Origin of the sequence: Aquabacterium sp., assembly GCF_041909175.1 — a bacterium.
Classification (GTDB): domain Bacteria; phylum Pseudomonadota; class Gammaproteobacteria; order Burkholderiales; family Burkholderiaceae_C; genus Aquabacterium.
In genome coordinates, this window is sequence record NZ_JAYRDZ010000002.1 from 62,795 (window position 1) to 88,270 (window position 25,476).

The window sequence follows — 25,476 nt, forward strand, 5'->3', positions numbered from 1 at the left end:
GAGTTGCCCTATGAGCAAAGCACCCGTTCGCGTCGCCGTCACTGGCGCCGCTGGTCAAATCGGTTACGCCCTCCTGTTCCGCATCGCCTCTGGCGAAATGCTCGGCAAAGATCAGCCGGTGATCCTGCAATTGCTGGAAATCCCTGATGAGAAGGCTCAAAACGCGCTGAAGGGCGTGATCATGGAGCTGGAAGACTGCGCATTCCCGCTGCTGGCCGGCATCGAAGCCCACGCTGACCCGATGACCGCCTTCAAGGACACCGACTACGCTCTGCTGGTCGGCGCACGTCCCCGTGGCCCCGGCATGGAACGTGCCGACCTGCTGGCCGCCAACGCCCAGATCTTCACCGCTCAAGGCAAGGCCCTGAACGCCGTGGCTTCGCGCAACGTGAAGGTGCTGGTTGTCGGCAACCCCGCCAACACCAACGCCTACATCGCCATGAAGTCGGCTCCGGACCTGAAGCCGGGCAACTTCACCGCCATGCTGCGCCTGGACCACAACCGCGCCGCTTCGCAAATCGCCACCAAGATCGGCTGCGCCGTGGGCGACATCGAGAAGCTGGCCGTGTGGGGCAACCACTCGCCCACCATGTACGCTGACTACCGCTTCGCCACCGTGAACGGCAAGTCGGTCAAGGACACCATCAACGATCAAGTCTGGAACGCTGAAGTGTTCCTGCCGACCGTGGGCAAGCGTGGCGCCGCCATCATCGCCGCTCGCGGCCTGTCGTCGGCTGCTTCGGCCGCCAACGCCGCCATCGACCACATGCGCGACTGGGCCCTGGGCACCAACGGCAAGTGGGTCACGATGGGTATCCCGTCGCAAGGCTGGTATGGCATCCCCAAGGATGTCATGTTCGGCTTCCCCGTCACCTGTGAAAACGGTGAGTACAAGGTCATCGAAGGTCTGGAAATCGACGCTTTCTCTCAAGAATGCATCAACAAGACCCTGGCCGAGCTGGAAGGCGAAAAGGACGGCGTCAAGCACCTGCTGTGATCGCCAACGAGCAGGCTGACGTGAACCACTTGGTTGAAACCGAAGCCTGACTCACAATCAAAGCCGGCTGTCATCCGACAGGCCGGCTTTTGTTTTTTCTGACACCCACCCACCGCGCATTTCCAAGAGGTTGCGGACATGTCCACCTTGAGTCTCATCCACCCCCGTCAAGCCCTGTTTGGCGCCGAAGCCAGTCGCCCCGCCCTGCCCGTCTGTGATCACTATGCCGGCGTGGAAGCCAGAATGCGCAAGAGCCTGGCGCTGCAAGAAGAAATGGGGATCAGCTCCGGCCACGCCCTGTTTGACGTGACGCTGGACCTGGAAGATGGTGCCCCAGTGGGTGGAGAGGACGACCACGTGCAACTGGTGGCCGAACTCGTCAACAGCGAGGCCAATGCGTACGACCGCGTCGGCGCGCGGGTTCACAGCCCAAGCCATCCGCACTTTGCAGAAGACATCGACACACTGGTCAAGTTGTCGGGCCACCGCCTGGCCTACCTGATGCTGCCCAAGGTGGCTGATGCCGATGAGGCCCGGCGGGCACTGGGTACCATCCGTGAAGCCCGCACCCGCCACGGCCTGAACCGCCCGATTCCGGTTCACGTGCTGATCGAAACCCTGACGGCCGTGCAGGATGTGAACGCGATTGCCCGCCTGGCCGGCATCGAATCCTTGTCGTTCGGCCTGATGGATTTCGTCTCGGAGCACCGCGGCGCCATCCCAGCCTCGGCCATGAGTGCGCAAGGGCAGTTCACCCATCCGCTGGTGCTGCGCGCCAAGCTGGAAATCTCGGCCGCAGCCCACGCGGCACGCATCACGCCATCACACTGCGTGGTCACCGAGTTCAAGAACCACCGCGCGCTGGCCGATGCCGCTCGCAAGGCCTCGCACGACCTGGGCTACACCCGGATGTGGAGCATCCATCCCGATCAGATCCCGGTCATCATCGAGGCGTTTGCCCCGGTCACAGCCGAGGTGGACGACGCCATCGAGATCCTGATGGCAGCTCAGGCTGCTCACTGGGCCCCCACCTCACACCGAGGCAACCTGCATGACCGCGCCAGCTACCGTCACTATTGGGCCGTGCTGGAACGCGCGTGGCTGACAGGGCAACCCATCCCCGAAGAGGTGGAAGCCGCCTTCTTCAGCGCCTGAACAGGCGCTGCATGAGCGGCCAAAGTACCCCGGCCGTCACAGCACCTCAGCGAGGAAGGCGACCGTGCGGTCCCAGGCCAGTTCGGCACTGGCCGCGTCATATACCTCGGGCCGCGCCTTGTTGAAAAAGGCGTGGTCCACCCCCTCATAGCGACAGAAAGTGCGCAACGCACCGCTGCCTTGCATGCGCTGCTCGAGCTCATTGACCGCCTCAGGGGTGCACCAGCCATCGAGGCTGGCAAAGTGCCCCATGAAGGGAATGCGGATGTTGGCGGGGTCGGCGAACTCGCGTGGCGGGATGCCGTAGAAGCACACCGCAGCCGACAAGCCTGGCACGTGCACGGCCGAGGCAATGGTCAAGGCCCCGCCCATGCAAAAACCCATGACGGCCACCTTGCTGCAACGCTCAGACAGGTATGCCGTGGCACCACGGATGTCCTGGTGTGTGGCATCCGGAAAATCAAGGCCATTCATCATGTGACTGGCCTCATCTGCACTGCTGGCCAGCCGGCCTCGATACAGATCGGGCGCCAACGTTGTGAAGCCCGCAGCAGCCAGACGGTCTGCGATGGTCTTCATGTTGTCATTGAGCCCCCACCATTCCTGAATCAGGATGACCCCTGGACGCCCAGCGCCAGCCTCAGCCAGATAGGCGTTGCTTTGTGCGCCATCCGGGCGCGAGAAGGTGATCATTTGTCCCATGAATATGCTCCTGCGAAAGCACGATGCCTTCGATGCGCGCCGACTTTAGCGCAGCTTGCGCCACAGCGTCGTGCGACTGATACCCAGGCGGCGTGCCGCCTCGACCCGGTCACCGCCACAAGCCTGGAGCACCTGCTGGATGCGTTCACGCTCTGCCTGGGCAGCCTCGCTGCGCAAGTCAACCGGCACCGGCACAGCGGGATGCACATGGGCCGCAGCAAAAAGCTCTGGCGCCATCAACCGCAAGGCTTCACCGGCCTTCGCCTCAGCCGCAGCCCCGCCGGCATAGGCCAGCACGCGCTCGATGAGGTTTTCCAGTTCGCGCACATTGCCTGGCCAGGCGTAATGTGATGCCCCAGCCACCAGGGCATCGACCCAGCCATCAGCCTGCACCGGCGGCAAGCCCAGCCGCGCACACACACGCCGACCGATGGCACGGGCGATTTCGGGCAAATCAGCCACCCGCTCGCGCAAGGAAGGCACATCCATGCGCAGGATGTTCAGGCGGTAGAAAAGGTCGAGCCTGAAACGCCCCTGCGCGACGTGATCCTGCAGGTCGCGGTGGGTGGCTGCGATGACCCTCACGTTGACGGGCGTCGGCTCGGTAGCCCCAATTCGCAGCACCTCGCGCTCCTGCAGCACCCGCAACAGCCGCGTCTGCAAAGGTGCAGGCATTTCACCGATTTCATCCAGAAAAATGGTGCCGTTGTGCGCAGCTTCAAACAGGCCAATTTTGCCGCCACGCCGCGCCCCGGTGAAGGCCCCGTCTTCGTAGCCAAACAGCTCGCTTTCCAGCAGCGACTCGGAGACAGCCGCACAGTTGACGGCCACGAAAGGCATATCGCGCCGATCACTGGCCATGTGAATGCCTTGCGCCAGGAGTTCCTTGCCGGTGCCACTCTCACCTATGAGCAACACCGTGGCCTCGCTGCGGGCGCAGCGCCAGCCAAGATCACGGACACGCTGCGCCACCTGGCTGTGCCCCAGGAACTGGCCCAGCTCGTAGCGTGATGCCGAGGACAGGGGTTTGATGCGGGTACGGATATGGCGGTCGACCCGTTGAATCGAAATCGGGTCCTGGCAGGTCAGCACCGCCCCCGTGAGAACGCCCTGCTCCACGATGGGCATGCGGTTGACGATGAGCGTCTTGCCCTTGACCCGCTCGATGTGCTCCAGGTCAGGCACGGCCAGACGCAAAACATGCTGCAAACCCAGCTCCGGACAGACTTCACTGAGCACACGCCCCAGCCAGTGCGCAGGCTCGATACCGAGCCACTGCGCCATGGTCGGGTTGATGGTCTGGATGCGCTCCTGCCGGTCCACGGCAATCACACCATCACTCAGCTGAGCGAGGATGGTGCTGAGCCGTTCACGCTTGGCCTGCTCGATACGCGAGGTACGCGCCACCTCCACGGCGTCCTCCAGCGCCTCCCGCACCGCATCGATCGAATACAGAAAGACCCCGTTCAGACCGGCCTGATCGGCCAGGTCGGCGACCAGGCCCGGCCCGACCACCACCGAGACGCCAGCCTGCCGCATCTGGCTGATCCGCGCCCCAGCCTCCTCCTCGGTCCGGTAGGTCAGCTGAACCAGACCCAGGTCGAACAGCGATGCGAACGGGCTGAGATCAGGGGCCATGCCCTCATAGGTCAGCAAGCCAATGCGGTCGGATACCTGGCGGGCGCGTGCCAGGGCCTGCAACAGATCAAAGCCACCGACCTTGACCAGCACCACCGGCGTCTCCAGGTGCTGACGAAGATAAGCCCCGTTCGAGCCCGCCGACACCACCACATCGATCGGACGATCGGCCTGAATGGCGCGGATGCGCGAGACCGCCTGCTCGAAGCCCATGTCCAGCACTTCAACCGAGGCACGCGCGGCGAAATCTGGCGCCAACTCCTGCAGCAGTTTGTTGATACGCCGAAACCCCACCGCCACGATGTGCGGTGGATCTGAAACGACGGCAGAAGCAGACGGCAAAGTCGGTGTCATCGGGGCCATGACGAGGAAGGCGTTTCACCATTGTTTCACAATACAACGCAACATTGTTTCAACAACGAAACAGACATTGAAACAAGCTTGTACACATTGGTATCCACCCGGAGTGGCACACCTGGGTTTCACCTTGAAAATCAAACAGTTATCCGGCCGTACGCACCCCGATCGCAAGCTGGCACAAGCGTTGCGAAACAAGACCTCAGCTCACGCTGAACCCCATTCATACTGGAGACCGACATGGCCACTCTGACCCCGGGCGCACGCTTTCGCCAGGCCCTGAAAGAAGAAGCCCCCCTGCAAGTCATGGGCACCATCAACGCCAACCATGCCTTGCTGGCCAAGCGCGCTGGTTTCAAGGCCATCTACCTGTCTGGTGGCGGCGTGGCAGCCGGCTCACTGGGCTTGCCAGACCTGGGTATCAGCGGCCTGGAAGATGTGCTGATCGACGTGCGCCGCATCACCGATGTGTGCGACACGCCGCTGCTGGTCGACATCGACACCGGGTTCGGCCCCAGCGCCTTCAACATTGAGCGCACGGTCAAGAGCCTGATCAAGGCCGGCGCCGCCGCTTGCCACATTGAAGACCAGGTTGGTGCCAAGCGCTGCGGCCACCGCCCCGGCAAGGAAATCGTCACCACCGAAGAAATGGTGGACCGCGTGAAGGCTGCAGCCGACGCCAAGAGCGACCCCAACTTCTTCCTGATTGCCCGCACCGACGCCATCCAGGTGCATGGCGTGGACGCTGCCATCGAGCGCGCGATTGCCTGCGTGGAAGCGGGCGCCGACGGCATCTTTGCCGAAGCCGCCTACGACCTCGACACCTACAAGAAGTTTGTCGACGCTGTGAAGGTGCCTGTGCTGGCCAACATCACCGAGTTCGGAAAGACGCCCCTGTTCAGCGTGGACGACCTGCGCCCCACCGGCGTGGGCATGGTGCTCTACCCCTTGAGCGCCTTCCGCGCCATGAACAAGGCCGCTGAAGCTGTCTACACTGCAGTTCGTCGTGACGGACATCAACGCAACGTCGTGGACATCATGCAGACTCGCGAAGAGCTGTATGACCGCATCGGTTACCACGCCTTCGAGCAAAAGCTCGACGCACTGTTTGCTGCCAAGAAATAAACCGCCCTGCCTAACGTACCAGGAGACTCTGAACATGAGCGCCACCCCCGAGACCAAGACCCCCGGTTTCAAGCCCAAGAAGTCTGTTGCCCTGTCGGGCACCGCTGCGGGCAACACCGCCCTGTGCACCGTGGGCCGTACCGGCAATGACCTGGCCTACCGCGGCTACGACATCCTCGACTTGGCCACCACCAGCGAATTCGAAGAAATCGCCCACCTGCTGGTGCACGGCAAGCTGCCCACCGTGGCCGAGCTGGCTGGCTACAAGGCCAAGCTGAAGTCGCTTCGCGGCCTGCCCGCTGCTGTGAAGGTCGCCCTCGAGCAATTGCCCCCGTCGTCGCACCCGATGGACGTGATGCGCACCGGCGTGTCGGTGCTGGGTTGCGTCAAGCCTGAAAAGGAAGACCACAACCACCCTGGCGCCCGCGACATCGCCGACAAGCTGATGGCCTCGCTGGGTTCGATGCTGCTGTACTGGTACCACTTCGCCTACAACGGCAAGCGCATTGAAGTCGAAACCGATGACGACTCCATCGGCGGCCACTTCCTGCACCTGCTGCATGGCGAGAAGCCGCGCGACAGCTGGGTGCGCGCCATGCACACCAGCCTGATCCTGTACGCAGAACACGAGTTCAACGCATCGACCTTCACCTCGCGCGTGGTGGCCGGCACGGGTTCCGACATGTACTCGGCCATCTGCGGCGGCATCGGTGCCCTGCGTGGCCCGAAGCATGGTGGCGCCAACGAAGTCGCTTTCGAAATCCAGAAGCGCTATGACAACCCGGAAGAGGCTGAGGCCGACATCCGCGCCCGCGTCGAGCGCAAGGAAGTGGTGATCGGCTTTGGTCACCCGGTGTACACCGTGAGCGACCCACGCAACGTGGTCATCAAGAAGGTGGCCCAGGATCTGAGCGCCGAGCAAAGCAACATGAAGATGTACAACATCGCCGAGCGCCTGGAGTCGGTGATGTGGGAAATCAAGAAGATGTTCCCGAACCTGGACTGGTTCTCGGCCGTGAGCTACCACATGATGGGCGTGCCCACCGACATGTTCACCCCGCTGTTCGTGATCGCCCGCACCTCCGGCTGGTCGGCACACATCATTGAACAACGCATCGACGGCAAGATCATCCGTCCGTCGGCCAACTACGTCGGCCCGGAAGACCAGAAGTTCGTGCCGCTGAAGAAGCGCAAGTAAGGACAGCGTCCCCATGAACACCGCTTACCGCAAAGCCCTGCCCGGCACCTCGCTGGATTACTTCGACACCCAGGCGGCTGTCGAAGCGATCAAGCCCGGCGCGTGGGCCACGCTGCCCTACACCTCGCGCGTGCATGCCGAAAACATCGTGCGCAAGGCTGACCCGGCCATCGTCACCGAATGCCTGACCCAGCTCATCGAGCGCAAGCGCGAGCGTGACTTCCCCTGGTTCCCGGCCCGCGTGGCCTGCCACGACATCCTGGGCCAGACCGCCCTGGTGGACCTGGCCGGCCTGCGTGACGCCATTGCCAAGGAAGGCGGCGACCCCGCCAAGGTCAACCCGGTCGTGCCCGTGCAACTGATCGTCGACCACTCGCTGGCCGTGGAGTGTGGCGGCTTCGACCCCGATGCGTTCCAGAAGAACCGCGACATCGAAGAGCGCCGCAACGAGGACCGCTTCCACTTCATCAACTGGACGAAGCATGCCTTCGCCAACGTGGATGTGATCCCGGCCGGCAACGGCATCATGCACCAGATCAATCTGGAAAAGATGTCGCCGGTGATCCATGCCGACAAGGGCCTGGCCTACCCCGACACCTGTGTTGGCACCGACTCGCATACCCCGCACGTGGACGCCCTGGGCGTCATCGCCGTGGGTGTGGGTGGACTGGAAGCCGAGAACGTCATGCTGGGCCGCGCATCCTGGATGCGCCTGCCTGAGATCGTCGGCGTGAAGCTGACAGGCAAACGTCAACCCGGCATCACCGCCACCGACGTCGTGCTGGCCTTGACCGAGTTCCTGCGCAAGAACAAGGTGGTGGGCGCTTACCTCGAGTTCCATGGCGAAGGCGCTTCCAGCCTGACCATCGGCGACCGTGCAACCATCTCGAACATGGCACCGGAATACGGTGCGACAGCCGCCCTGTTCAGCATCGACCAACAGACGCTGGACTACCTGGCGCTGACCGGCCGCACAGCCGAGCAGATCAAGCTGGTCGAGACCTATGCCAAGACCGCCGGCCTGTGGTCGGACACACTGAAGGGTGCAGTCTACGAACGCAACCTCGAGTTCGACCTGTCGAGCGTGGTGCGCAACATGGCTGGCCCGTCGAACCCGCACGCCCGCGTGGCCACCGCTGACCTGGCATCCAAGGGCATTGCCGGCAAGTGGCAAATGCCTGCGGCCAGTGAAGGCACGATGCCTGACGGCGCCGTGATCATTGCCGCCATCACCAGCTGCACCAACACCTCCAACCCACGCAACGTGATTGCCGCAGCCTTGCTGGCCCGTAACGCCAACAAGCTGGGCCTGACGCGCAAGCCCTGGGTGAAGTCCTCGCTGGCCCCTGGCTCGAAGGCTGTAGAGCTGTACCTGAAGGAAGCCAACCTGCTGGACGACCTGGAAAAACTGGGCTTCGGCATCGTGGCTTTTGCCTGCACGACCTGCAACGGCATGTCTGGCGCGCTGGATCCGAAGATCCAGCAAGAGATCATCGACCGCGACCTCTACGCCACCGCCGTGCTGTCGGGCAACCGCAACTTCGACGGCCGCATCCACCCATACGCCAAGCAGGCCTTCCTGGCCTCGCCCCCGCTGGTCGTGGCCTACGCCATCGCCGGCACGGTGCGATTCGACATCGAAAACGACGTGCTGACGGTCGTCGATGGCAAGGAAATCCGCCTGAAGGACATCTGGCCTTCCGACGAAGAGATCGACGCCGTGGTGAAGGCCGCGGTGAAACCCGAGCAATACCGCGCGGTCTACGAGCCGATGTTCGCCATCAAGGCAGACGACGGCGAGAAGGTGACGCCACAGTATGACTGGCGTCCGCAGTCGACCTACATCCGCCGCCCGCCCTACTGGGACACGGAAGGTGTGGGTGCGCTGGCCGCCAACCCGCGCACGCTCAAGAGCATGCGCCCGCTGGCCATCCTGCCGGACAACATCACCACCGACCACTTGTCGCCGTCGAACGCCATCCTGGCCAACTCGGCTGCAGGCGAGTACCTGGCGAAGATGGGCCTGCCGGAAGAAGACTTCAACTCCTACGCCACCCACCGCGGCGACCACCTGACCGCCATGCGTGCCACCTTCGCGAACCCCACGCTGAAGAACGAAATGGTGCGCAAGGAAGACGGTTCGATCAAGGTGGGCTCGTGGGCCCGCGTGGAGCCTGAAGGCCAGGTGATGCGCATGTGGGAGGCCATGGAGACCTACCTCAACCGCCGTCAGCCCCTGATCATCATCGCGGGCGCCGACTACGGTCAGGGCTCCTCACGTGACTGGGCTGCCAAGGGTGTCCGTCTGGCTGGTGTGGAAACCGTCGTGGCCGAAGGCTTCGAGCGCATCCACCGCACCAACCTGATCGGCATGGGCGTGCTGCCGCTGGAGTTCAAGCCGGGCACCAACCGCCTGACACTGGGCCTCGACGGCACCGAGACGTTTGACGTCGAAGGTGAACTGCAGCCTCGCGCCGACCTGACGCTGGTCATCCACCGCCGTAACGGTGAAGTCACGAAGGTGCCGATGACCTGCCGCCTGGACACGGCAGAAGAAGTGTCGGTGTACGAAGCCGGCGGTGTGCTGCAGCGCTTTGCCCAGGACTTCCTGGCCGAAAACAAGGCTGCCTGATCATCACCCCGATATGAGCTGATCACCGAGGCGGCCCGGCAACGTGCCGCCTCGTTTCGTTTTGACATAGGAGCATCCATGGCTCACTCACCCCAGATCAAGATCCCTGCCACCTACATCCGTGGCGGCACCAGCAAGGGCGTGTTCTTCCGCCTGCAAGACCTGCCCGCAGCCTGCCAGGTACCGGGCGAAGCCCGCGACAAGCTGTTCATGCGCGTCATCGGCAGCCCCGACCCTTATGCGGCCCACATCGATGGCATGGGTGGGGCAACCTCATCGACTTCCAAGTGCGTGATCCTGTCCAAGAGCACACAGGCGGATCACGATGTCGACTATCTCTACGGCCAGGTATCCATCGACAAGCCTTTTGTGGACTGGTCAGGTAATTGCGGCAACCTGTCAACGGCAGCTGGCGCTTTCGCCATCCACGCCGGTCTGGTCGATCCGGCCCGCATCCCCCAAAACGGCACTTGCGTCGTTCGCATCTGGCAGGCCAATATCCACAAGACCATCATCGCCCATGTGCCTGTCACCAACGGGCAGGTACAGGAAACCGGCGACTTCGAACTCGATGGGGTGACCTTCCCGGCCGCCGAGATCGTGCTCGAATTCATGGACCCCTCGGATGACGGCGAGGAAGGTGGCTCGATGTTCCCCACCGGCAACCTGGTCGATGACCTCGACGTACCTGGTGTCGGCACCTTCAAGGCCACCATGATCACGGCCGGCATACCCACGGTGTTCGTCAATGCCAAGGACATCGGCTACACCGGCACGGAACTGCGCGAACAGATCAACACCGACCCCGAAGCACTGAAGCGCTTCGAGGCCATCCGCGTGGCGGGTGCACTGCGCATGGGGCTGATCAAGACACCGGAAGAAGCAGCCACCCGTCAGCACACGCCCAAGATCGCCTTTGTGGCTCCCCCCACCACCTACACCGCGTCCAGCGGCAAGACCATTGACGCCAAGGATGTCGACCTGCTGGTGCGCGCGCTCTCCATGGGCAAGCTGCACCACGCCATGATGGGAACGGCCGCCGTGGCCATCGGCACCGCTGCCGCCATCCCTGGCACGCTGGTCAACCTGGCAGCCGGTGGTGGCGAACGCGAAGCCGTGCGCTTTGGCCACCCATCCGGCACCTTGCGCGTCGGCGCCCAGGCCAAACAGGTCGAAGGCCAGTGGACCGTGACCAAGGCCATCATGAGCCGCAGCGCCCGCATCCTCATGGAAGGGTGGGTCCGCATCCCTGGTGACACCTTCTAAGCTTTGTCACAAACTTCCGCCGCGATTACCGGGGAATTTGGCGGAAAATGGATAACACCATGACGTTGGCCAGACCTCTGAGGTCTGGACCAACACCACCCCCGCTCATCACGAAGTTCATACCATGACTGCTCGTATCGCCCGCACTCAACGCGTTCGTCAACTGGCCCTGGCAACAGGCGTCATGCTGGGCCTGGTGGCCGGCACGCTGGCACCGCAACTGGCTCGCGCCAGCAACATCAAGCCCGCCAAAACCCGCCCTGCGATCGTTGAGAAGCTGGCCAGCATCCCTGAAGCGTCGGTAGAACAACTGCAAGCAGCTGAACACGTGCTGGTTGGGCACTATGACTGCGAGTTCGGCAAGAAAGTCTCCATCTCGCCGAACGAAACCTACAAGGGCTACTTCAACCTGAACCTGGGTAGCCAGTCGTGGCTGATGAAGCCTGTGCTCAGCAGCACGGGCGCCACCCGTCTGGAAGATGTGCGCGGTGCAGCACTGATGATCCAGATCCTGACCAAGTCCATGCTCATGGATCCCAAGTCAGGTCACCGCCTGGTTGACGACTGCCGTCACGATGTGCAGCGTGCTGCGCAGAGTGAACTTGATCGCCATCCTCAGGCTTCCGTGTTCAATCTGAACAACTGAACCTGACCGCTTTTCCAAGAGGTTTCCCTCATGTGGCACCCTGTGCGAAGGCACCGGGTGCTTTTTTGCGCCGCGAATCAGCACATTCTTTGAATGTTTTCGCGACGACCATGTGACATTTACCGCACTCGTAAGCGAAAATAGGAGTCTGCACAAAAAAGCAACCCGGATCTATCCGGTCCGGGGAGACGCTTGTTGTGCCTCTTTCCGTGTTTTCCGCCTCCGCTGCGGTGAATTCGTTTGAATCAGCCCCTGCCCTCCACCCGAGGTAAACAACATGTTGCAAGCCTATCGCCAACACGCTGCCGAGCGCGCTGCACTCGGTATCCCTCCGCTGCCCCTGTCTGCCCAGCAGACCGCCGAGCTGATCGAGCTGATCAAGAACCCGCCCGCAGGCGAGGACGCATTCCTGGTTGACCTGCTGACCCACCGCGTTCCCCCGGGCGTGGACGACGCAGCCAAGGTCAAGGCATCCTTCCTGTCGGCCGTGGCCCACGGTGACCTGAAGGTGGCTCTGATCTCCAAGGCCAAGGCCACTGAGCTGCTCGGCACCATGGTGGGTGGCTACAACGTCAAGCCCCTGATCGACCTGCTGTCCGACGCTGAAGTCGGCGCTGTGGCTGCTGAAGCCCTGAAGAAGACCCTGCTGATGTTCGACGCCTTCCACGACGTCGCTGAACTGGTCAAGGCTGGCAACGCCAACGCCAAGGCCGTGATGCAATCGTGGGCCGACGCTGAGTGGTTCACCAGCCGTCCTGAAGTCGCCAAGAAGATCACCGTGACCGTGTTCAAGGTGCCTGGCGAAACCAACACCGACGACCTGTCGCCCGCTCCTGACGCATGGAGCCGTCCTGACATCCCGATGCACTATCTGGCGATGCTCAAGAACACCCGTCCTGACGCGGCCTTCAAGCCCGAAGAAGACGGCAAGCGCGGCCCGATGCAGTTCATCGAAGACCTGAAGAAGAAGGGCAACCTGGTTGCCTACGTGGGCGACGTGGTCGGCACCGGTTCTTCGCGTAAGTCGGCGACCAACAGCGTGATCTGGGCAACCGGCGAAGACATCCCCTTCGTGCCCAACAAGCGCTTCGGCGGCGTGACCCTGGGCGGCAAGATCGCCCCCATCTTCTTCAACACGCAAGAAGACTCCGGCTCGCTGCCCATCGAAGTCGATGTGAGCAAGCTGGAAATGGGCGACGTGATCGACATCTTCCCGTACGACGGCAAGATCGAGAAGAACGGCGCTGTGGTGACCGAGTTCGCTCTGAAGTCGCAAGTCCTGCTGGACGAAGTCCGCGCTGGTGGCCGTATCAACCTGATCATCGGTCGTTCGCTGACTGGCAAGGCACGTGAGTTCCTGGGCCTGGGCGCTTCGACCCTGTTCCGCCTGCCCGTGGCTCCGAAGGACACCGGCAAGGGCTTCACCCTGGCGCAGAAGATGGTTGGCCGTGCTTGCGGTCTGCCTGAAGGTCAAGGCGTGCGTCCTGGCACCTACTGCGAACCCAAGATGACCACCGTTGGTTCGCAAGACACCACCGGCCCGATGACCCGCGACGAGCTGAAGGACCTGGCTTGCCTGGGCTTCTCCGCTGACCTGGTCATGCAATCGTTCTGCCACACGGCTGCTTATCCGAAGCCCGTGGACGTGAAGATGCACCGCGAACTGCCCGCTTTCATCTCCAACCGCGGTGGCGTGGCCCTGCGTCCTGGTGACGGCGTGATCCACTCGTGGCTGAACCGTCTGCTGTTGCCTGACACCGTTGGTACCGGCGGTGACTCGCACACCCGCTTCCCCATTGGTATCTCCTTCCCCGCTGGTTCCGGCCTGGTCGCTTTCGGCGCCGCCACTGGCGTGATGCCTCTGGACATGCCTGAGTCCGTGCTGGTTCGCTTCAAGGGCAAGATGCAGCCTGGCATCACCCTGCGCGACCTGGTGCACGCTATTCCTCTGTACGCCATCAAGGCAGGTCTGCTGACCGTGGCCAAGGCTGGCAAGAAGAACATCTTCTCCGGTCGCGTGCTGGAAATCGAAGGCCTGCCTGACCTGAAGGTCGAGCAAGCGTTCGAACTGTCTGACGCTTCGGCTGAGCGTTCTGCTGCTGGTTGCACCATCAAGCTGAACAAGGAGCCTGTGGCCGAGTACCTGAAGTCGAACATCGTTCTGATGAAGAACATGATCGCCGATGGTTACCAGGACGCTCGCACTCTGCAACGCCGTATCGAAGCCCAGGAAGCCTGGCTGGCCAACCCGCAACTGCTGGAAGCCGACAAGGACGCCGAGTACGCCGCCGTGATCGAAATCGATCTGGCCGACATCAAGGAGCCCATCGTCTGCTGCCCGAACGACCCGGACGACGCCAAGTTCCTGTCCGAAGTGGCTGGCACCAAGATCGACGAAGCTTTCATCGGTTCGTGCATGACCAACATCGGTCACTTCCGTGCCGCCGGCAAGCTGCTGGAAGGCAAGAAGGACATCCCGGTGCGTCTGTGGGTGGCACCGCCCACCAAGATGGACGCCGCCGAGCTGACCAAGGAAGGCTTCTACAACACCTTCGGCACCGCTGGCGCCCGTACCGAAATGCCCGGCTGTTCGCTGTGCATGGGTAACCAGGCTCAGATCAAGGAAGGTTCGACCTGTATCTCCACGTCGACCCGTAACTTCCCGAACCGCCTGGGCAAGAACACCAACGTGTTCCTGGGCTCGGCTGAGTTGGTGGCCGTGGCTTCCAAGCTGGGCAAGCTGCCGACCCCGGCTGAGTACCTGACTGAGACCGGTGTGATCGCCAAGGACTCCGACAAGATCTACAAGTACATGAACTTCAACCAGATTGAAGAGTACGTGGAGACCGCCAAGTCGGTGAATGCCTGAGGCATGAACTGATCACCTCGCAGCGCCCTTCTCCATGAAGGGGCTGCTTGGGTTGAATCGAAGAAAGGCCCGCCTGCAATGCAGACGGGCCTTTTGTTTTGTCTCGCGTCAGACTGCCAGGTCAGGGCACGCTCCGGGCCGCCACCTGTTCGCTTGCCTGGTAGGCCGCTTCGGCTTGTTGCAGCCGATCAAGCTCACGCTGTTGCCGTTGCGCCCGCACTGATGGGTCCGCCACCGCATCGGCGATCAAGGGATTCAGCTTGGCCTGTGCGTCGGCCAGCGCCAGGTCACCATGGGCCACGCGGTTGGGCAGGTCATCCAGCAACTGGACCGCCAACCTGCGGCGTTTGGCTGCCTTGTCTGGCATGGCAGCCATGTCCTCCCAGAGCTCCATCTGCCGGGTGAAACGCAGCGAGTTGACCAGCCGGGCAAGTGCCTTGGGTGGGTCCGCATCCTGCTGGGCCACGCCTTGCAGCATGGCCCACTCCATCGGCGACACGTAATCTGGCCGTTCGCTCAGATGGCGGTCAACCGGCTTCACTTCCGGCTCACGTGCCACCACCGAAGCTGCTGCAGCTTGTTGGCTCTCGATGGCACGCACTTCCGCCAGCTGACCGGGGTCGAAAACCGAGGGCGCCACGTTGCCGGCCAGTGCACCGCCCCCGGACTGATCACCCTCAGCAGCCGGTGACTGGATCAGCCACCACGCACCCCATGCAGCCATGCACAGCGCCACGGTCACAGCCACGGCCATCCAACGGGATGCCGATGGCGCACTGTTGATCATCACCTGTGCCATGGGTGTCTCAGATGAATGCAGTTGGCTGCATCAGTTGGTTAAGGGCTCAGGCGGCGCAACCGTGAAGCTGTACGCCTGCCCAGGGCCGGACATCAAGGCAGTCAGCACGGCAGACACCAGGCAGCCCTTGAGCGCCGGGAAAGAAGTCGTGCCTGTGAAGGTCAGCCCACTGCCCAGTCCGGACACCGATCCCGATGAGCTCAGCGCAAAGTTCACCGGTGTGGCGGTCTTGCACTCACCAATGGGCAGGCCCAGGATGGAGGTCACAGTGATGTCAGCCTTGGCTGTGGCCGTGATCGACAGCACGCCAGCCTTGTCGAGCGCGGCGGTACCCGTGGCATCTCCAACTGGCGTCACCCGCATGCCAACCGGCACGCTCAAGCCCAGGATCTTGATGGACTGACGGAAAGCAGGGATGCTCATCTGGCCCGTCAGATTCGGGTTGGTCAGGTTCGCCACCGCCGTCAAGCTCGAAGTGGATGGCAAGGTCACCGTCTGCTGCAAGGTCTTGAGCACCACCTTGGCATCAAGCGGCCAGTGGTCCAGTGCCACCTTGTAGTCGCCCCCGCCAGGTAAGGCCGTCACAGCTGGTTGCGTGGTATTCGAGCAGGTGTTCGGGGCGGCTTTGCCAGCGAGGCGATCCGACATCCAGGCCAGCACCTTCGGGGCAGACTGCACCATGGTCACCAGGTGTTCGCTGGGGTAGGCGTCGAACTTCACCTTGGCCCCACCCGCGCAATACTGCTTCTTGAGGTTGAACGCCTGTGCCAGCGGAATGAACTCGTCAGCCTGGCCATGGTAGTGGTAGATCGGCATGGTCGGTGTCTGTTTGCCAAGCTGCTGCTCATCCAGCACGTCGCTGACCACATCCAGCAGGTCATCCAGGGCCTGGTTGCCCACCGTCAAGGAACCGAGGGTGCGGTTCTGCAGGTCCAGCAGCGCTTCAAACACGCACTCACCCGACAGTTTCGCCAGTTCGGCCTTGCCGGCTGTCGTAGCGATGATGCTGATAGGCACGCGCTTGCCGTACTCATTCGCCAACCCGGCAACAGTCGACATCAGGAAAGCCGCTCCCGTGTTGCCATCGAGGTTGCGAGCCACGCTGCGCAGCTCGGCCGGCACGCCGCCCGTGGCCACGCCCACGATGTTGATGTCAGGCGCATAGGTAGAGGCGATCTCTGCCACCTTGGCCGCTGTCTGACCGCCTTGCGAATAGCCCCAGACACCGACCTTGGCCTTGGGATCGATGCCGGCCCCGGGCAAGGCTGTAGCCGCCCGGAAGATGTCCAGTGCCGCATGGGCCTGACTTTCGCCAGCCATGTAGATGGCCTTCTGATCATTGAGGTAGCCGGCGTAATCCGTCACCAGCACGGCATAGCCTGCGTTGAGTGCCGCGGCGATGTTGCCAGACTCATAGTCTGTACCTGCCGCCATTTGACGCGATGGGGCGCAACTCGTTGCGAGCCCATGGGTACCAATGGCGTAGATCATCACCGGGCGCGAACCTCCCCCCGTCCAGGCCTTGGTCGGGACCAGGACCGTGCCCGAAACTGCATTGTCCTTGGGCGCCACCTCGACGCCGCCCGACACCGTGTGAGCCGTCTTCGACTGGTAGATGACGTTCCAGGCCGATACCGCCGGCGCGCCGGTGCCCAGCTTCACGGAAGCCGTGCGGTAGGACAGCAGGTCTCCCGCCGCACCGCTCAACGCGGTCGGGGCAGCGTAGAACACCAGGTCATCGGCCGAGCCCTGCACGGGCACAGCCAAAGCCGCCGTGGCCGCCAGAATTGAAGCTCCCAGGGTCAAGCTCAACGCGTGCCTGCCAAACCAGTTTGATTTGCTCACTCCACTCTCCTCGCATCGAACACATTTGTTCTGTTGTCGTTAAATATTTCACGATTTTCTGGAGCAATGCGCCTGATATGGCTTGGGGTTTCCTCTTCGTTTTCAGCGTCCAGCGCCCCTGCCCCCATGTATCGGGGGGAGCAGAACCCCCGAGCCATGCATGTGCTCCACAGAGAAAATTTCTGTATTGACAGAAATTTATGATTGGATAGACTGCACACATGGAACTCTCTGACATTGCACGCAAATTTGTTGTCCACTGGGGCGAGATGGGGTCAGCCTGGGGCGTCAACCGCACCGTGGCGCAGATTCACGCCCTGCTGTTCTTCCACGGACGCCCACTGCATGCGGAAGACATTGCGGAAACATTGGGCGTGGCGCGGTCCAATGTCAGCAACAGCATCAAGGAGTTGATCAGCTGGAAGCTCGTCCGCACGACCCAGATGCTGGGCGATCGCCGAGACTATTTCGAGACGTCAATGGACGTATGGGAGTTGTTCCGCACGGTCATCCGCGAGCGCAAGGAACGCGAATTCGACCCCACCACCCGGATGCTGGAAGAGTTGGTCAAGCGGGATGATTTCGGCATCGAGACACCAGATGCACAAGATCGTGTACGAGAAACGCTCAAGCTGATGCAGTCCTTGGGCTCCTGGTCTGACGAGATGCTGCGGCTGTCACCCGCCACGCTGGAAAAAGTCCTGCACATGGGTGCCAGCATCCAGAAGTTCGTTCGGGGAAGTTGACTCCCCTTTTTTTAACAAGTTATTTCTGTTAATACTGAAATTTCAAAAGGAGTAGACCATGGGCCAGGCGATCTATCCGATGACCATCTTCTACGATGCGTCGTGCCCCTTGTGCAACGCCGAGATGCACAACCTGATGCTGCGCAACACCGAAGACTTGCTTCAGTTTGTCGACGCCTCAGAGGCTGGCTTTGAATCGCCTCTGCAGGGCGTGACACAGGCCAACCTGATGAACCTGATCCATGCCCGGTGTGCAGACGGTCGCGTGGTCAAAGGCGTGGAGGTCTTCCGCCTGGCCTATGGTGCCGTCGGCATGGGTTGGCTGACTGCACCCACGGCCTGGCCCGTTCTGAAGCAAATGGCTGACAGGGCCTACCCATGGGTGGTGCGACATCGCTACCGCTTTCCCCGCTGGCTGGTTCATGCCTTGTTCGAAGGGCCGACGCGGCGGGCAGCAGAGCGTGCCGCCAGCCGTGCTCGCTGCAACGACAGCCAGTGCCGTGCTCAATGAATATTCCCCACCAGAGGACATCACATGAACACACACTACTTCCTGCTGTCATTGCTGTTGGCCTTTGCGGTGCCGGTCATCGTCGTGAGTTACCTGCGACCCATTCTGATGCGGGTGCTGCACACGCTGTGTGACGCCGACGGCGGCGCCGAATTCTGGATCCGATGCGCCTATGTGCTCACCATCAGTGGCACCGTGCTGATGACCCTGATGTTTGGGGGATTCGATGCCGGCATCGAGCCTCTGAGCATGTTGCGCCGCACGCTGGTGATCGTCATGGGCGGGGTCTTTTTGAGTATCGGCATCATCAGCCGTCGCGTCTGGTTCCAGGTACGCCAGCTTCAGCATGCCCAACGTCAGGCGACCATGCTGGCACAGGTCGTCTCCAGCCAAGGAGTATCCTCATGAATATCCTGCTTTGCGGTGCAAGAGGCTTCATTGGGAGCCACATCCATCAGGCCCTGCTGGCAGCTGGCCACGAGGTTCGCGTCGCGGGAACAGTTCGCCATCGGGATCCTGCCGTGATCCCCGTCGACTTCACTCGCGACACACACGCTTCCAACTGGCTGGATCGACTGGAGGGTATCGACGCGGTGGTCAATGCCGTGGGCATTCTGCGCGACAGCCGCCAGCGCCCCATGCGCGCCATCCATACCGACACACCCAAGGCCCTGTTTGATGCCTGCGCCCAGGCTGGCATTCGCAGGGTGACTCAGGTGTCCGCGCTCGGGGTCGACCAAGGTCACACGCCCTATGCCATCACCAAGCTGGCCGCCGACCAGCACCTGCTGGCCTTGACCGAGGCTGGCGCGCTGGATGGGGTGGTGATCCGCCCCAGCATCGTGTTTGGCCAGGCAGGCGCCAGCAGCCAACTGTTTCTGAACCTGGCGCGCCTGCCCCTGCTGGTGCTACCTCAGGCCGTTCTGAAGGCCCGGGTGCAACCCGTCGCCGTACAAGATCTGGCAGAAGCTGTGGCACGCCTCATGGACTCGCCCTTCCACAAGGGCGTGCTCACAGCAACCGGTCCCAGTCCTTTGCCACTGGCCGCGTTCATCGCGTCGCTGCGCGCGCAACTGGGCCATGCGCCCGCACGGGTCTGGACACTACCGGCACCGCTCACGCAACTGAGCGCACGCATGGGCGATCTGGTTCCGGTATCACCCTGGTGCAGCGACACGTTGGCCATGCTCGGTCAGGACAATGTCGGACCGGCACAGCCACTTCAATCGTTGCTGGGGCACCCCACGATTGCCCCCGAACACATGCTCGCGCGGATGGTTTGACATGAACCACGTCAAGCCCGTGTCTTGGGCCCGGTGGAGCCTGATCACGGTCTGGCTATTGACGGCCTTGGTCAGCGTGCTTGATCCGGACCGCATCGGTCACAGTTTGCTGCGCCAGGCGAGCTGGCTGCCTTCAGCCAGCCACGATGGCCTGATCGAGCTGGGGGTGGTCGCCGACCTGGGCATTGGCGTGTGGATGTGGCTGAAGCCTGGCCGCCCGGCTTATCTGGCTGCCGCATGCATGACCTGTTTGATGACACTGCTGGCCACCGTCATCGCTCCGACACTGTGGTGGCACCCTCTGGGGCCGTTGAGCAAGAACCTGCCCATCCTGGCCCTGCTCTCGATCCTGATCGCACAAGAACCATGAACACCTACCTGTTGCTCAAGTATCTGCACATCGTCTCCAGCGTGCTGATGGTCGGCACGGGCCTGGGTTCAGCGTTTTACATGTTCTTTGCCAACCGCAGTGGATCGGTGGCTGCGCAGGCCGTGGTCAGCCGGCTGGTTGTCCGGGCAGACTGGTGGTTCACCACCCCCACCGTGGTCATACAGCCTCTGTCGGGCCTGGCCATGGTGTACCTGGCGGGCTGGCCACTGAGCAGCCCCTGGTTGATGGTGTCGATGGCGCTGTACATGCTCGCCGGCGCCTGCTGGGTGCCGGTGGTGTTCCTGCAGATTCGCATGGCCCGCATTGCGGCTGCCAGCCACATGGCCGGCCAGCCCCTCCCAGTGGACTACTGGCGGGATGCCAGCAGGTGGGAGCGCCTGGGCTACCCTGCTTTCGCCGCCATGGTGATCGTGTTCTACCTGATGGTCGTCAAGCCCGGACTCTGGTCCGCATGAGCGGACTTCAAAGGGGCTGACTCCGGCGCTTACACACCCTTCACGCAGGCGCGTGATAATCGGCCTCCCTGCCGCTTTTGCGCACCGTATGACCGCTTTCGGCCTGTTGCCCCTGTCTCGCCGCCCTGTTCGGGCCTCTCAACGAGGTCTGGCTCTGCTGGGTACCCTCTTGCTCGCAGCGGGTGCTGCCGTCTTGCTCGCTGTGGTCGGCCTGTTGATCAGCCTGGCGGTGCTTTACCCGCAGTTGCCCGACACCAGCTCGCTCAACAACTACCACCCGAAGCAGCCCCTGCGCGTCTACACCGCTGACGGGGTCGAAATCGCAGGCTTCGGCCAGGAGCGGCGGCAATACACCCCGCTGAACGAGATCCCGAAGCTGATGCGCGACGCATTGTTGTCGGTGGAAGACTCGCGCTTCTATGAACACCATGGCATTGATCCCATCGGGGTGGCTCGCGCCGTGGTGTCCAACCTGACGGGCGGACAGCGCCAGGGCGCATCGACCATCACCCAACAGGTGGCCCGCACCTTCTTTCTAACCCGCGAACGCACCATCTCGCGCAAGCTGAAAGAGGCCATGCTGTCGGTCCGGATCGAGCACCAGCTCGGCAAGGACCGCATCCTCGAGCTGTACATGAACCAGATCTACCTGGGCGCACGCAGCTACGGCTTTGCGGAAGCATCCCAGACCTATTTCGGCAAGCCGCTGAAGGATCTGTCGGTAGCAGAAGTAGCCATGCTGGCGGGCCTGCCACAGAACCCGGCCTATGCGAACCCGGTACGCAATCCGGATCGTGCACGCGTTCGCCAGCAGGTGGTGTTGCAGCGCATGCTGGCCGAGAACGTGATCACCCAGGCGCAATACGACGCTGCGCTGAAAGAGAAGCTGGTGGTGCGGGACCCACAGGATGTGGAGGTGCATGCCGAGCATGTCGCCGAGATGGTGCGCCAGCAAGTGTTCGCCCAGTATGGTGAGTCGGCCTACACATCAGGGATGAAGGTCTACACCACGCTGAACTCGGTCAAACAACGTGCAGCCTGGGCTGCCCTGCGTCAGACACTGATTGACCGTGAAGCCACCCTGGTATGGCGCGGCCCCGAGGCCAAGGAAGACCTTGACAAGGACCTGGCCGATACGGATGCAGCGGTGGCCGATGCCCTGCAGGACCACCTGGACGACGAAGCCCTGCGCGTGGCCATCGTGACCAAGGCATCGCCCCAACAGGTCACCGTGGTGCTGTCGTCCGGCGATGTGCTGCAGATCACCGGCAAGGGCTTGCGTCAGGCCATGCCCGGTCTGCAGGCCAAGGCCAAGCCCAACCTGCGCATCGAGCGCGGGTCGGTGGTGCGTGTGGTCAAGCAAGCCGGCGCCTGGCGCATCACACAGATGCCGGAAGCCGATGGCGCCCTGGTCGCGCTCAACCCGCACAGCGGTGATGTCGAGGCCCTAGTAGGTGGCTTCGACTTCCGTCGCAATCAGTTCAACCACGTCACCCAGGGCTGGCGCCAACCGGGTTCGTCTTTCAAGCCTTTCCTCTATTCGGCGGCGCTGGAAAAAGGCGTGACGCCCGAAACGCTGGTCAACGATGCCCCGCTGACCGATGTGGGCACCTGGAACCCCAGCAACGCCGACGGGTCTGCCGATGGGCCCATCACGGTCAAGGAAGGGCTGACCAAGTCCAAGAACCTGGTGAGCATCCGGCTGGTTCAGCTGGTTGGGGCCACGGCGGCGAGAGACTGGACCGCCCAGTTCGGCTTTGACGCCGACAAGCAGCCAGACAACCTGACACTCGCCCTGGGTACCGGCTCGACCACGCCGTTGCAACTGGCCAGCGCCTACGCGGTGCTCGCCAATGGTGGGCTGAAAACCTCACCCGTGGTGATCCGCAAGGTGATCAATGGCGAGGGCAAGGTGGTGTTCGAGGCGCCGGTGACCAAACCAGATGAATCCCAACGCGCCATCCCGGCACGCAACGCCTACCTGACATCCACCCTGCTCAATGAGGTCACCCGTGTGGGTACTGCTGCGCGCGCCCAGGCCACCCTGAAGCGCCCGGACCTGTACGGCAAGACCGGCACCACCACCGACGTGGTTGACGCCTGGTTTGCAGGCTTCCAGCCTGATCTGGTCGCCGTGGTCTGGCTGGGCTACGACACACCGCGCAGCCTGGGCAGCCACAGTTCAGGCGCATCGCTGGCCCTGCCCGCCTGGATCCAGTTCATGGGGCAAGCCCTGGCCGGCAAGCCCGTGCATGACCTGGCTGTGCCGGAGGGGCTGGTCCAGGTGGACGGCCACTGGCGCTACAGCGAATGGGCTGATGGCGGCTATATCGAGGAGTTGGGCATGAATGGTCAGTCGGTCAGCCCGGCACTGATTCCGACGCCACCAGATCCGAATGCGCCCAAGGATGTCCTGGGCGATGCCATCAAAAAGCTGATCAACAAGATCTTTTAAGCATCTGGCACCGCAACCGCTGCGGTGCCAGCGCCGCCCCACTCGCGCACGGTGAGCCACAAACGCAGATCGAATTCGATCTGGTGGTAGTCGGGCTGCATGTGGGTGCACAGTTGGTAGAAGGCCTTGTTGTGCTCGCGCTCCTTGAGGTGCGCCAGTTCGTGCACCACGATCATGTCGAGGAAGGCTGCCGGCGCCTCCTTGAACAGCGACGCCACGCGAATTTCGCGCTTGGCCTTGAGCTTGCTGCCCTGCACGCGCGACACCATGGTGTGCGTGCCCAGCGCATGCTGGATGATCTTGAGCTTGCTGTCGTAGGCCACCTTGCTGATGGGATCAGCCCCACGAAGGTATTGGTTCTTCTGCGCCAGCACGTAGTCGTACAGCGCCTTGTCCGTGCGGACTTCGTGCTGCTCCGGATAGCGTTTGGCCAGCACCGCGCTGGCCCGGCCATCATCAAGCAGTTGGCGCACCTGTTGCAACAGCGGCTCGGGGTAGCCCTGAAGGTATTTCAGCGAGGTGCTCATGGCGCAATCTGCTCGGCGTATTCATACAGCGCGCCCAGAATGTGCTGGGCACGCTCATCGTCTTCACCCAGGCTTTCCCCGAGGGCGTCGATGCGTTCGAAAAAGGCTTGCAGCGACAGCCCGGGGCCTTGCCCGTCAATCAGCCATGCGGTGCGCAGGGCATGCCAGCGGGCGAGTTCTTCATCGCTCAAGGTGTCTGGGAAATTGCGGGCGCGGTAGCGAAACAGCAGTTCAGCCAGCCGATGGTCGTCGAAGCCATCGCGGCGGGTCGCCAGCTCATCCGGGCTCAAGGCACGCAGGCGGTCCAACCGTTGGCGGTCTTCCCGACCAATGAAGGCCCCATACAAGTCTTCATCCACATCGGGTTCCACGGCGGGCTTGGCACGGGCGAACACGTCGGGCCAGATGCCGGCCATGCTGGCCCCATGCTGGGCTGCCACCTCTGCATGCTGCAAAGCCTGGCTGCGGTCGATGCCCCAGCGGGCGGCCAGCTCATCGCTGAGCATCTTCAGGTTGCCGATGACGATGGGCGACTTGTTGAGGTGAATGCTCTTGATGGGCAAGCGCCTGGTGCCCTCGGGCAAGGCGTCAGCCTTGACAAACAGCCGAGCCCGGATGGCCTCCGCATCCAGATCGAACAACTCGGACGGGTCATGAGCGAGGTCCCAGACAATGAGCTCGTTCTTGTTGGTTGGGTGCGGGGCCAGCGGCCACACCAGGGCCAGACAGCCATGATCGGTGCCGTATTGGCCGGACACGTGCAGGAAGGGCCGCCCCACCCCAATTTCAGCCAGCACCGCCTCTTTTTTGCGCAGGCGCAGGCAGAACTCCCACAGCTTGGGCTGGCGCGCCTTGATCAGCCGCGCCATGCCGATGGTCGCCCGCACATCAGACAAGGCATCGTGCGCGGCCTCGTGTGCCAGGTCGTTGGCAGCAGTGAGGTGCTCCAGCTTGAACGAGGGCTTGCCATCGGCATTGACTGGCCAGTGGATGCCCTCAGGCCGCAAGGCCCAGGTGCAACGCACGACATCCAGCAGGTCCCAGCGACCACACTCGTTTTGCCATTCGCGGGCGTAGGGATCGATGAGGTTGCGCCAGAACAGGTGGCGCGTCACCTCGTCATCGAAGCGGATGGTGTTGTAGCCGACACCGACGGTGCCGGGGCGAGCCAACTCGGTTTCGATCATCCCGGCAAACACATGCTCGGGGTCCCCCTGGTCCAGACAGGTCTGCGGAAGGATGCCGGTGAGCAGGCAGGACTCCGGATCGGGCAGGTAATCCGGCGCCGGCTGGCAATAGATCATCAAGGGGTCGCCAATCTCATTGAGATCGGCATCGGTGCGGACGCCGGCAAACTGCGCAGGTCGGTCACGCCGTGGCACCCGGCCAAAGGTTTCGTAATCGTGCCAGTAGAAGGTGTGAGCGGTCATGGTGACTCAGATCCAGGTGGGCTCGATGCCATGGGCGTGGCACCAGGTCAGCGCCTCCTGGGCGCCGGTTTCGTGTTGCGCCCTCACCCATGCATCGCGCCAGGCCGGAAATGCCGGCAACGCCGCCATGAAGGCCTCCAGAGGCTCGTCGTGCTGCACCGCGACCGTCAGCACATCCCGCACCAGCTTGTCCGGAATGGCCGCAACGAACTGCTCGATCTGCGCCAGCGAGGCCTCACCCGAGCGGGGCTCGATCCAGACGTAGCGGGCATTGTCCTTCAGGTCGGCAGGCAGGTCTTCCAGGCCCTCGCCGGCATACAAGACCTGTCCGGTCTGGCGGTCCAGGTAGTGCGCCGGGTCATCCAGCTCGTACAGGGAGCCCAGCGCCAGCGTCAGGTCATCCAGGTCTATCGTCAAAGACAGTCGGGTGTCGGTCATGGGGTCTCGCA

The 25,476-nt window shown here is 62.7% G+C and carries 22 protein-coding genes; 15 read left to right on the plus strand and 7 right to left on the minus strand.

The window, feature by feature from the left end; translation table 11 throughout:
* The first annotated feature begins 10 nt into the window (after positions 1–10).
* Both ACE3PH_RS02920 and ACE3PH_RS02925 read left to right on the plus strand, forming a co-directional pair.
* On the plus strand, positions 11–997 hold the full coding sequence (locus ACE3PH_RS02920) for a malate dehydrogenase (RefSeq protein ID WP_374316358.1): 987 nt from the start codon (positions 11–13) through the stop codon (positions 995–997).
* 138 nt (positions 998–1,135) lie between these two features.
* Positions 1,136–2,152, plus strand: a complete 1,017-nt coding sequence (locus ACE3PH_RS02925) for a CoA ester lyase (RefSeq protein WP_374316360.1) — start codon at positions 1,136–1,138, stop codon at positions 2,150–2,152.
* A gap of 36 nt (positions 2,153–2,188) precedes the next feature.
* Here the strand turns inward: ACE3PH_RS02925 and ACE3PH_RS02930 are convergent, their stop codons facing one another.
* Both ACE3PH_RS02930 and prpR read right to left on the minus strand, forming a co-directional pair.
* Positions 2,189–2,854, minus strand: a complete 666-nt coding sequence (locus ACE3PH_RS02930) for a dienelactone hydrolase family protein (protein ID WP_374316362.1) — start codon at positions 2,852–2,854, stop codon at positions 2,189–2,191.
* Positions 2,855–2,899: 45 nt separating this feature from the next.
* Positions 2,900–4,846, minus strand: a complete 1,947-nt coding sequence (gene prpR, locus ACE3PH_RS02935; RefSeq protein WP_374316364.1) for a propionate catabolism operon regulatory protein PrpR — start codon at positions 4,844–4,846, stop codon at positions 2,900–2,902.
* Positions 4,847–5,089: 243 nt separating this feature from the next.
* On the opposite strand from prpR, the gene prpB reads away from it, so the two are divergent.
* The 6 genes from prpB (at position 5,090) to acnB (ending at position 14,585) form a co-directional block, all read left to right on the plus strand.
* Positions 5,090–5,974 (plus strand): methylisocitrate lyase, encoded by an 885-nt coding sequence (gene prpB / locus ACE3PH_RS02940; protein WP_374316366.1) that lies wholly within the window; start codon positions 5,090–5,092, stop codon positions 5,972–5,974.
* Positions 5,975–6,008: 34 nt separating this feature from the next.
* Complete coding sequence (gene prpC, locus ACE3PH_RS02945) at positions 6,009–7,172, plus strand: 2-methylcitrate synthase (RefSeq protein WP_374316368.1); 1,164 nt, start codon at positions 6,009–6,011, stop codon at positions 7,170–7,172.
* Positions 7,173–7,185: 13 nt separating this feature from the next.
* A complete protein-coding gene (gene acnD, locus ACE3PH_RS02950) occupies positions 7,186–9,804 on the plus strand; it encodes a Fe/S-dependent 2-methylisocitrate dehydratase AcnD (protein ID WP_374316370.1) in 2,619 nt (872 codons plus the stop codon).
* A 78-nt stretch (positions 9,805–9,882) separates the two neighbouring features.
* Complete coding sequence (gene prpF / locus ACE3PH_RS02955; RefSeq protein WP_374316372.1) at positions 9,883–11,070, plus strand: 2-methylaconitate cis-trans isomerase PrpF; 1,188 nt, start codon at positions 9,883–9,885, stop codon at positions 11,068–11,070.
* Between the two features lie 124 nt (positions 11,071–11,194).
* Entirely contained in the window at positions 11,195–11,716 is a 522-nt protein-coding gene (locus tag ACE3PH_RS02960; RefSeq protein WP_374316374.1) for a hypothetical protein, read from the plus strand.
* Between the two features lie 277 nt (positions 11,717–11,993).
* Complete coding sequence (acnB, locus tag ACE3PH_RS02965) at positions 11,994–14,585, plus strand: bifunctional aconitate hydratase 2/2-methylisocitrate dehydratase (RefSeq protein WP_374316376.1); 2,592 nt, start codon at positions 11,994–11,996, stop codon at positions 14,583–14,585.
* A gap of 121 nt (positions 14,586–14,706) precedes the next feature.
* Here the strand turns inward: acnB and ACE3PH_RS02970 are convergent, their stop codons facing one another.
* Together ACE3PH_RS02970 and ACE3PH_RS02975 are read right to left on the minus strand one after the other, a co-directional pair.
* A complete protein-coding gene (locus ACE3PH_RS02970; RefSeq protein WP_374316378.1) occupies positions 14,707–15,384 on the minus strand; it encodes a hypothetical protein in 678 nt (225 codons plus the stop codon).
* A 30-nt stretch (positions 15,385–15,414) separates the two neighbouring features.
* Positions 15,415–17,229 (minus strand): lipase family protein, encoded by a 1,815-nt coding sequence (locus tag ACE3PH_RS02975; protein ID WP_374316380.1) that lies wholly within the window; start codon positions 17,227–17,229, stop codon positions 15,415–15,417.
* A 221-nt stretch (positions 17,230–17,450) separates the two neighbouring features.
* On the opposite strand from ACE3PH_RS02975, the gene ACE3PH_RS02980 reads away from it, so the two are divergent.
* From ACE3PH_RS02980 to ACE3PH_RS03010, 7 genes are all read left to right on the plus strand, one after another.
* A complete protein-coding gene (locus ACE3PH_RS02980) occupies positions 17,451–17,975 on the plus strand; it encodes a GbsR/MarR family transcriptional regulator (RefSeq protein ID WP_374316382.1) in 525 nt (174 codons plus the stop codon).
* Between the two features lie 58 nt (positions 17,976–18,033).
* The gene (locus ACE3PH_RS02985) at positions 18,034–18,486 is read left to right on the plus strand and encodes a thiol-disulfide oxidoreductase DCC family protein (protein WP_374316384.1); all 453 of its coding nucleotides are present in this window, start codon (positions 18,034–18,036) and stop codon (positions 18,484–18,486) included.
* 24 nt (positions 18,487–18,510) lie between these two features.
* Positions 18,511–18,894, plus strand: a complete 384-nt coding sequence (locus tag ACE3PH_RS02990; protein ID WP_374316386.1) for a hypothetical protein — start codon at positions 18,511–18,513, stop codon at positions 18,892–18,894.
* Complete coding sequence (locus ACE3PH_RS02995; protein WP_374316388.1) at positions 18,891–19,769, plus strand: NAD-dependent epimerase/dehydratase family protein; 879 nt, start codon at positions 18,891–18,893, stop codon at positions 19,767–19,769. The genes ACE3PH_RS02990 and ACE3PH_RS02995 overlap by 4 nt, the downstream gene beginning before the upstream one ends.
* 1 nt (position 19,770) lies before the next feature.
* Positions 19,771–20,139 (plus strand): DoxX-like family protein, encoded by a 369-nt coding sequence (locus tag ACE3PH_RS03000; RefSeq protein ID WP_374316390.1) that lies wholly within the window; start codon positions 19,771–19,773, stop codon positions 20,137–20,139.
* Positions 20,136–20,615 (plus strand): DUF2269 family protein, encoded by a 480-nt coding sequence (locus tag ACE3PH_RS03005; RefSeq protein WP_374316391.1) that lies wholly within the window; start codon positions 20,136–20,138, stop codon positions 20,613–20,615. Before ACE3PH_RS03000 ends, ACE3PH_RS03005 begins: the two co-directional genes overlap by 4 nt.
* Positions 20,616–20,703: 88 nt before the next feature.
* Positions 20,704–23,070: a penicillin-binding protein 1A gene (locus ACE3PH_RS03010; protein WP_374316392.1), complete on the plus strand. Its 2,367-nt coding sequence runs from the start codon at positions 20,704–20,706 to the stop codon at positions 23,068–23,070.
* Here the strand turns inward: ACE3PH_RS03010 and ACE3PH_RS03015 are convergent.
* Genes ACE3PH_RS03015 through ACE3PH_RS03025 form a run of 3 tightly spaced genes read right to left on the minus strand, consistent with a single transcriptional unit; the run spans position 23,067 to position 25,465 of the window.
* Positions 23,067–23,597, minus strand: coding sequence for a M48 family metallopeptidase (locus tag ACE3PH_RS03015; RefSeq protein ID WP_374316394.1), 531 nt, complete (start codon positions 23,595–23,597; stop codon positions 23,067–23,069). The two genes, ACE3PH_RS03010 and ACE3PH_RS03015, sit on opposite strands and share 4 nt — an antisense overlap.
* Positions 23,594–25,027 carry an exodeoxyribonuclease I gene (gene sbcB / locus ACE3PH_RS03020; protein ID WP_374316396.1) on the minus strand — a complete coding sequence of 478 codons (1,434 nt, stop codon included), beginning with the start codon at positions 25,025–25,027 and terminating at the stop codon, positions 23,594–23,596. Before sbcB ends, ACE3PH_RS03015 begins: the two co-directional genes overlap by 4 nt.
* Before the next feature lie 6 nt (positions 25,028–25,033).
* Complete coding sequence (locus tag ACE3PH_RS03025) at positions 25,034–25,465, minus strand: UPF0158 family protein (RefSeq protein ID WP_374316398.1); 432 nt, start codon at positions 25,463–25,465, stop codon at positions 25,034–25,036.
* Positions 25,466–25,476: the final 11 nt, after the last annotated feature.

Bases quoted from the DNA above. Each gene is read 5' to 3' on its own strand.
- sbcB (WP_374316396.1), bottom strand. From the start codon at position 25,027: ATGACCGCTCACACCTTCTACTGGCACGATTACGAAACCTTTGGCCGG.
- prpB (WP_374316366.1), top strand. From the start codon at position 5,090: ATGGCCACTCTGACCCCGGGCGCACGCTTTCGCCAGGCCCTGAAAGAA.
- prpC (WP_374316368.1), top strand. From the start codon at position 6,009: ATGAGCGCCACCCCCGAGACCAAGACCCCCGGTTTCAAGCCCAAGAAG.
- ACE3PH_RS02985 (WP_374316384.1), top strand. From the start codon at position 18,034: ATGGGCCAGGCGATCTATCCGATGACCATCTTCTACGATGCGTCGTGC.
- ACE3PH_RS03005 (WP_374316391.1), top strand. From the start codon at position 20,136: ATGAACACCTACCTGTTGCTCAAGTATCTGCACATCGTCTCCAGCGTG.
- prpR (WP_374316364.1), bottom strand. From the start codon at position 4,846: ATGACACCGACTTTGCCGTCTGCTTCTGCCGTCGTTTCAGATCCACCG.
- ACE3PH_RS02960 (WP_374316374.1), top strand. From the start codon at position 11,195: ATGACTGCTCGTATCGCCCGCACTCAACGCGTTCGTCAACTGGCCCTG.
- ACE3PH_RS03000 (WP_374316390.1), top strand. From the start codon at position 19,771: ATGAACCACGTCAAGCCCGTGTCTTGGGCCCGGTGGAGCCTGATCACG.
- ACE3PH_RS03015 (WP_374316394.1), bottom strand. From the start codon at position 23,597: ATGAGCACCTCGCTGAAATACCTTCAGGGCTACCCCGAGCCGCTGTTG.
- acnB (WP_374316376.1), top strand. From the start codon at position 11,994: ATGTTGCAAGCCTATCGCCAACACGCTGCCGAGCGCGCTGCACTCGGT.
- ACE3PH_RS03010 (WP_374316392.1), top strand. From the start codon at position 20,704: ATGACCGCTTTCGGCCTGTTGCCCCTGTCTCGCCGCCCTGTTCGGGCC.
- ACE3PH_RS02925 (WP_374316360.1), top strand. From the start codon at position 1,136: ATGTCCACCTTGAGTCTCATCCACCCCCGTCAAGCCCTGTTTGGCGCC.
- ACE3PH_RS02990 (WP_374316386.1), top strand. From the start codon at position 18,511: ATGAACACACACTACTTCCTGCTGTCATTGCTGTTGGCCTTTGCGGTG.
- ACE3PH_RS02930 (WP_374316362.1), bottom strand. From the start codon at position 2,854: ATGGGACAAATGATCACCTTCTCGCGCCCGGATGGCGCACAAAGCAAC.
- ACE3PH_RS02920 (WP_374316358.1), top strand. From the start codon at position 11: ATGAGCAAAGCACCCGTTCGCGTCGCCGTCACTGGCGCCGCTGGTCAA.
- ACE3PH_RS02995 (WP_374316388.1), top strand. From the start codon at position 18,891: ATGAATATCCTGCTTTGCGGTGCAAGAGGCTTCATTGGGAGCCACATC.
- ACE3PH_RS03025 (WP_374316398.1), bottom strand. From the start codon at position 25,465: ATGACCGACACCCGACTGTCTTTGACGATAGACCTGGATGACCTGACG.
- ACE3PH_RS02970 (WP_374316378.1), bottom strand. From the start codon at position 15,384: ATGGCACAGGTGATGATCAACAGTGCGCCATCGGCATCCCGTTGGATG.
- acnD (WP_374316370.1), top strand. From the start codon at position 7,186: ATGAACACCGCTTACCGCAAAGCCCTGCCCGGCACCTCGCTGGATTAC.
- prpF (WP_374316372.1), top strand. From the start codon at position 9,883: ATGGCTCACTCACCCCAGATCAAGATCCCTGCCACCTACATCCGTGGC.
- ACE3PH_RS02980 (WP_374316382.1), top strand. From the start codon at position 17,451: ATGGAACTCTCTGACATTGCACGCAAATTTGTTGTCCACTGGGGCGAG.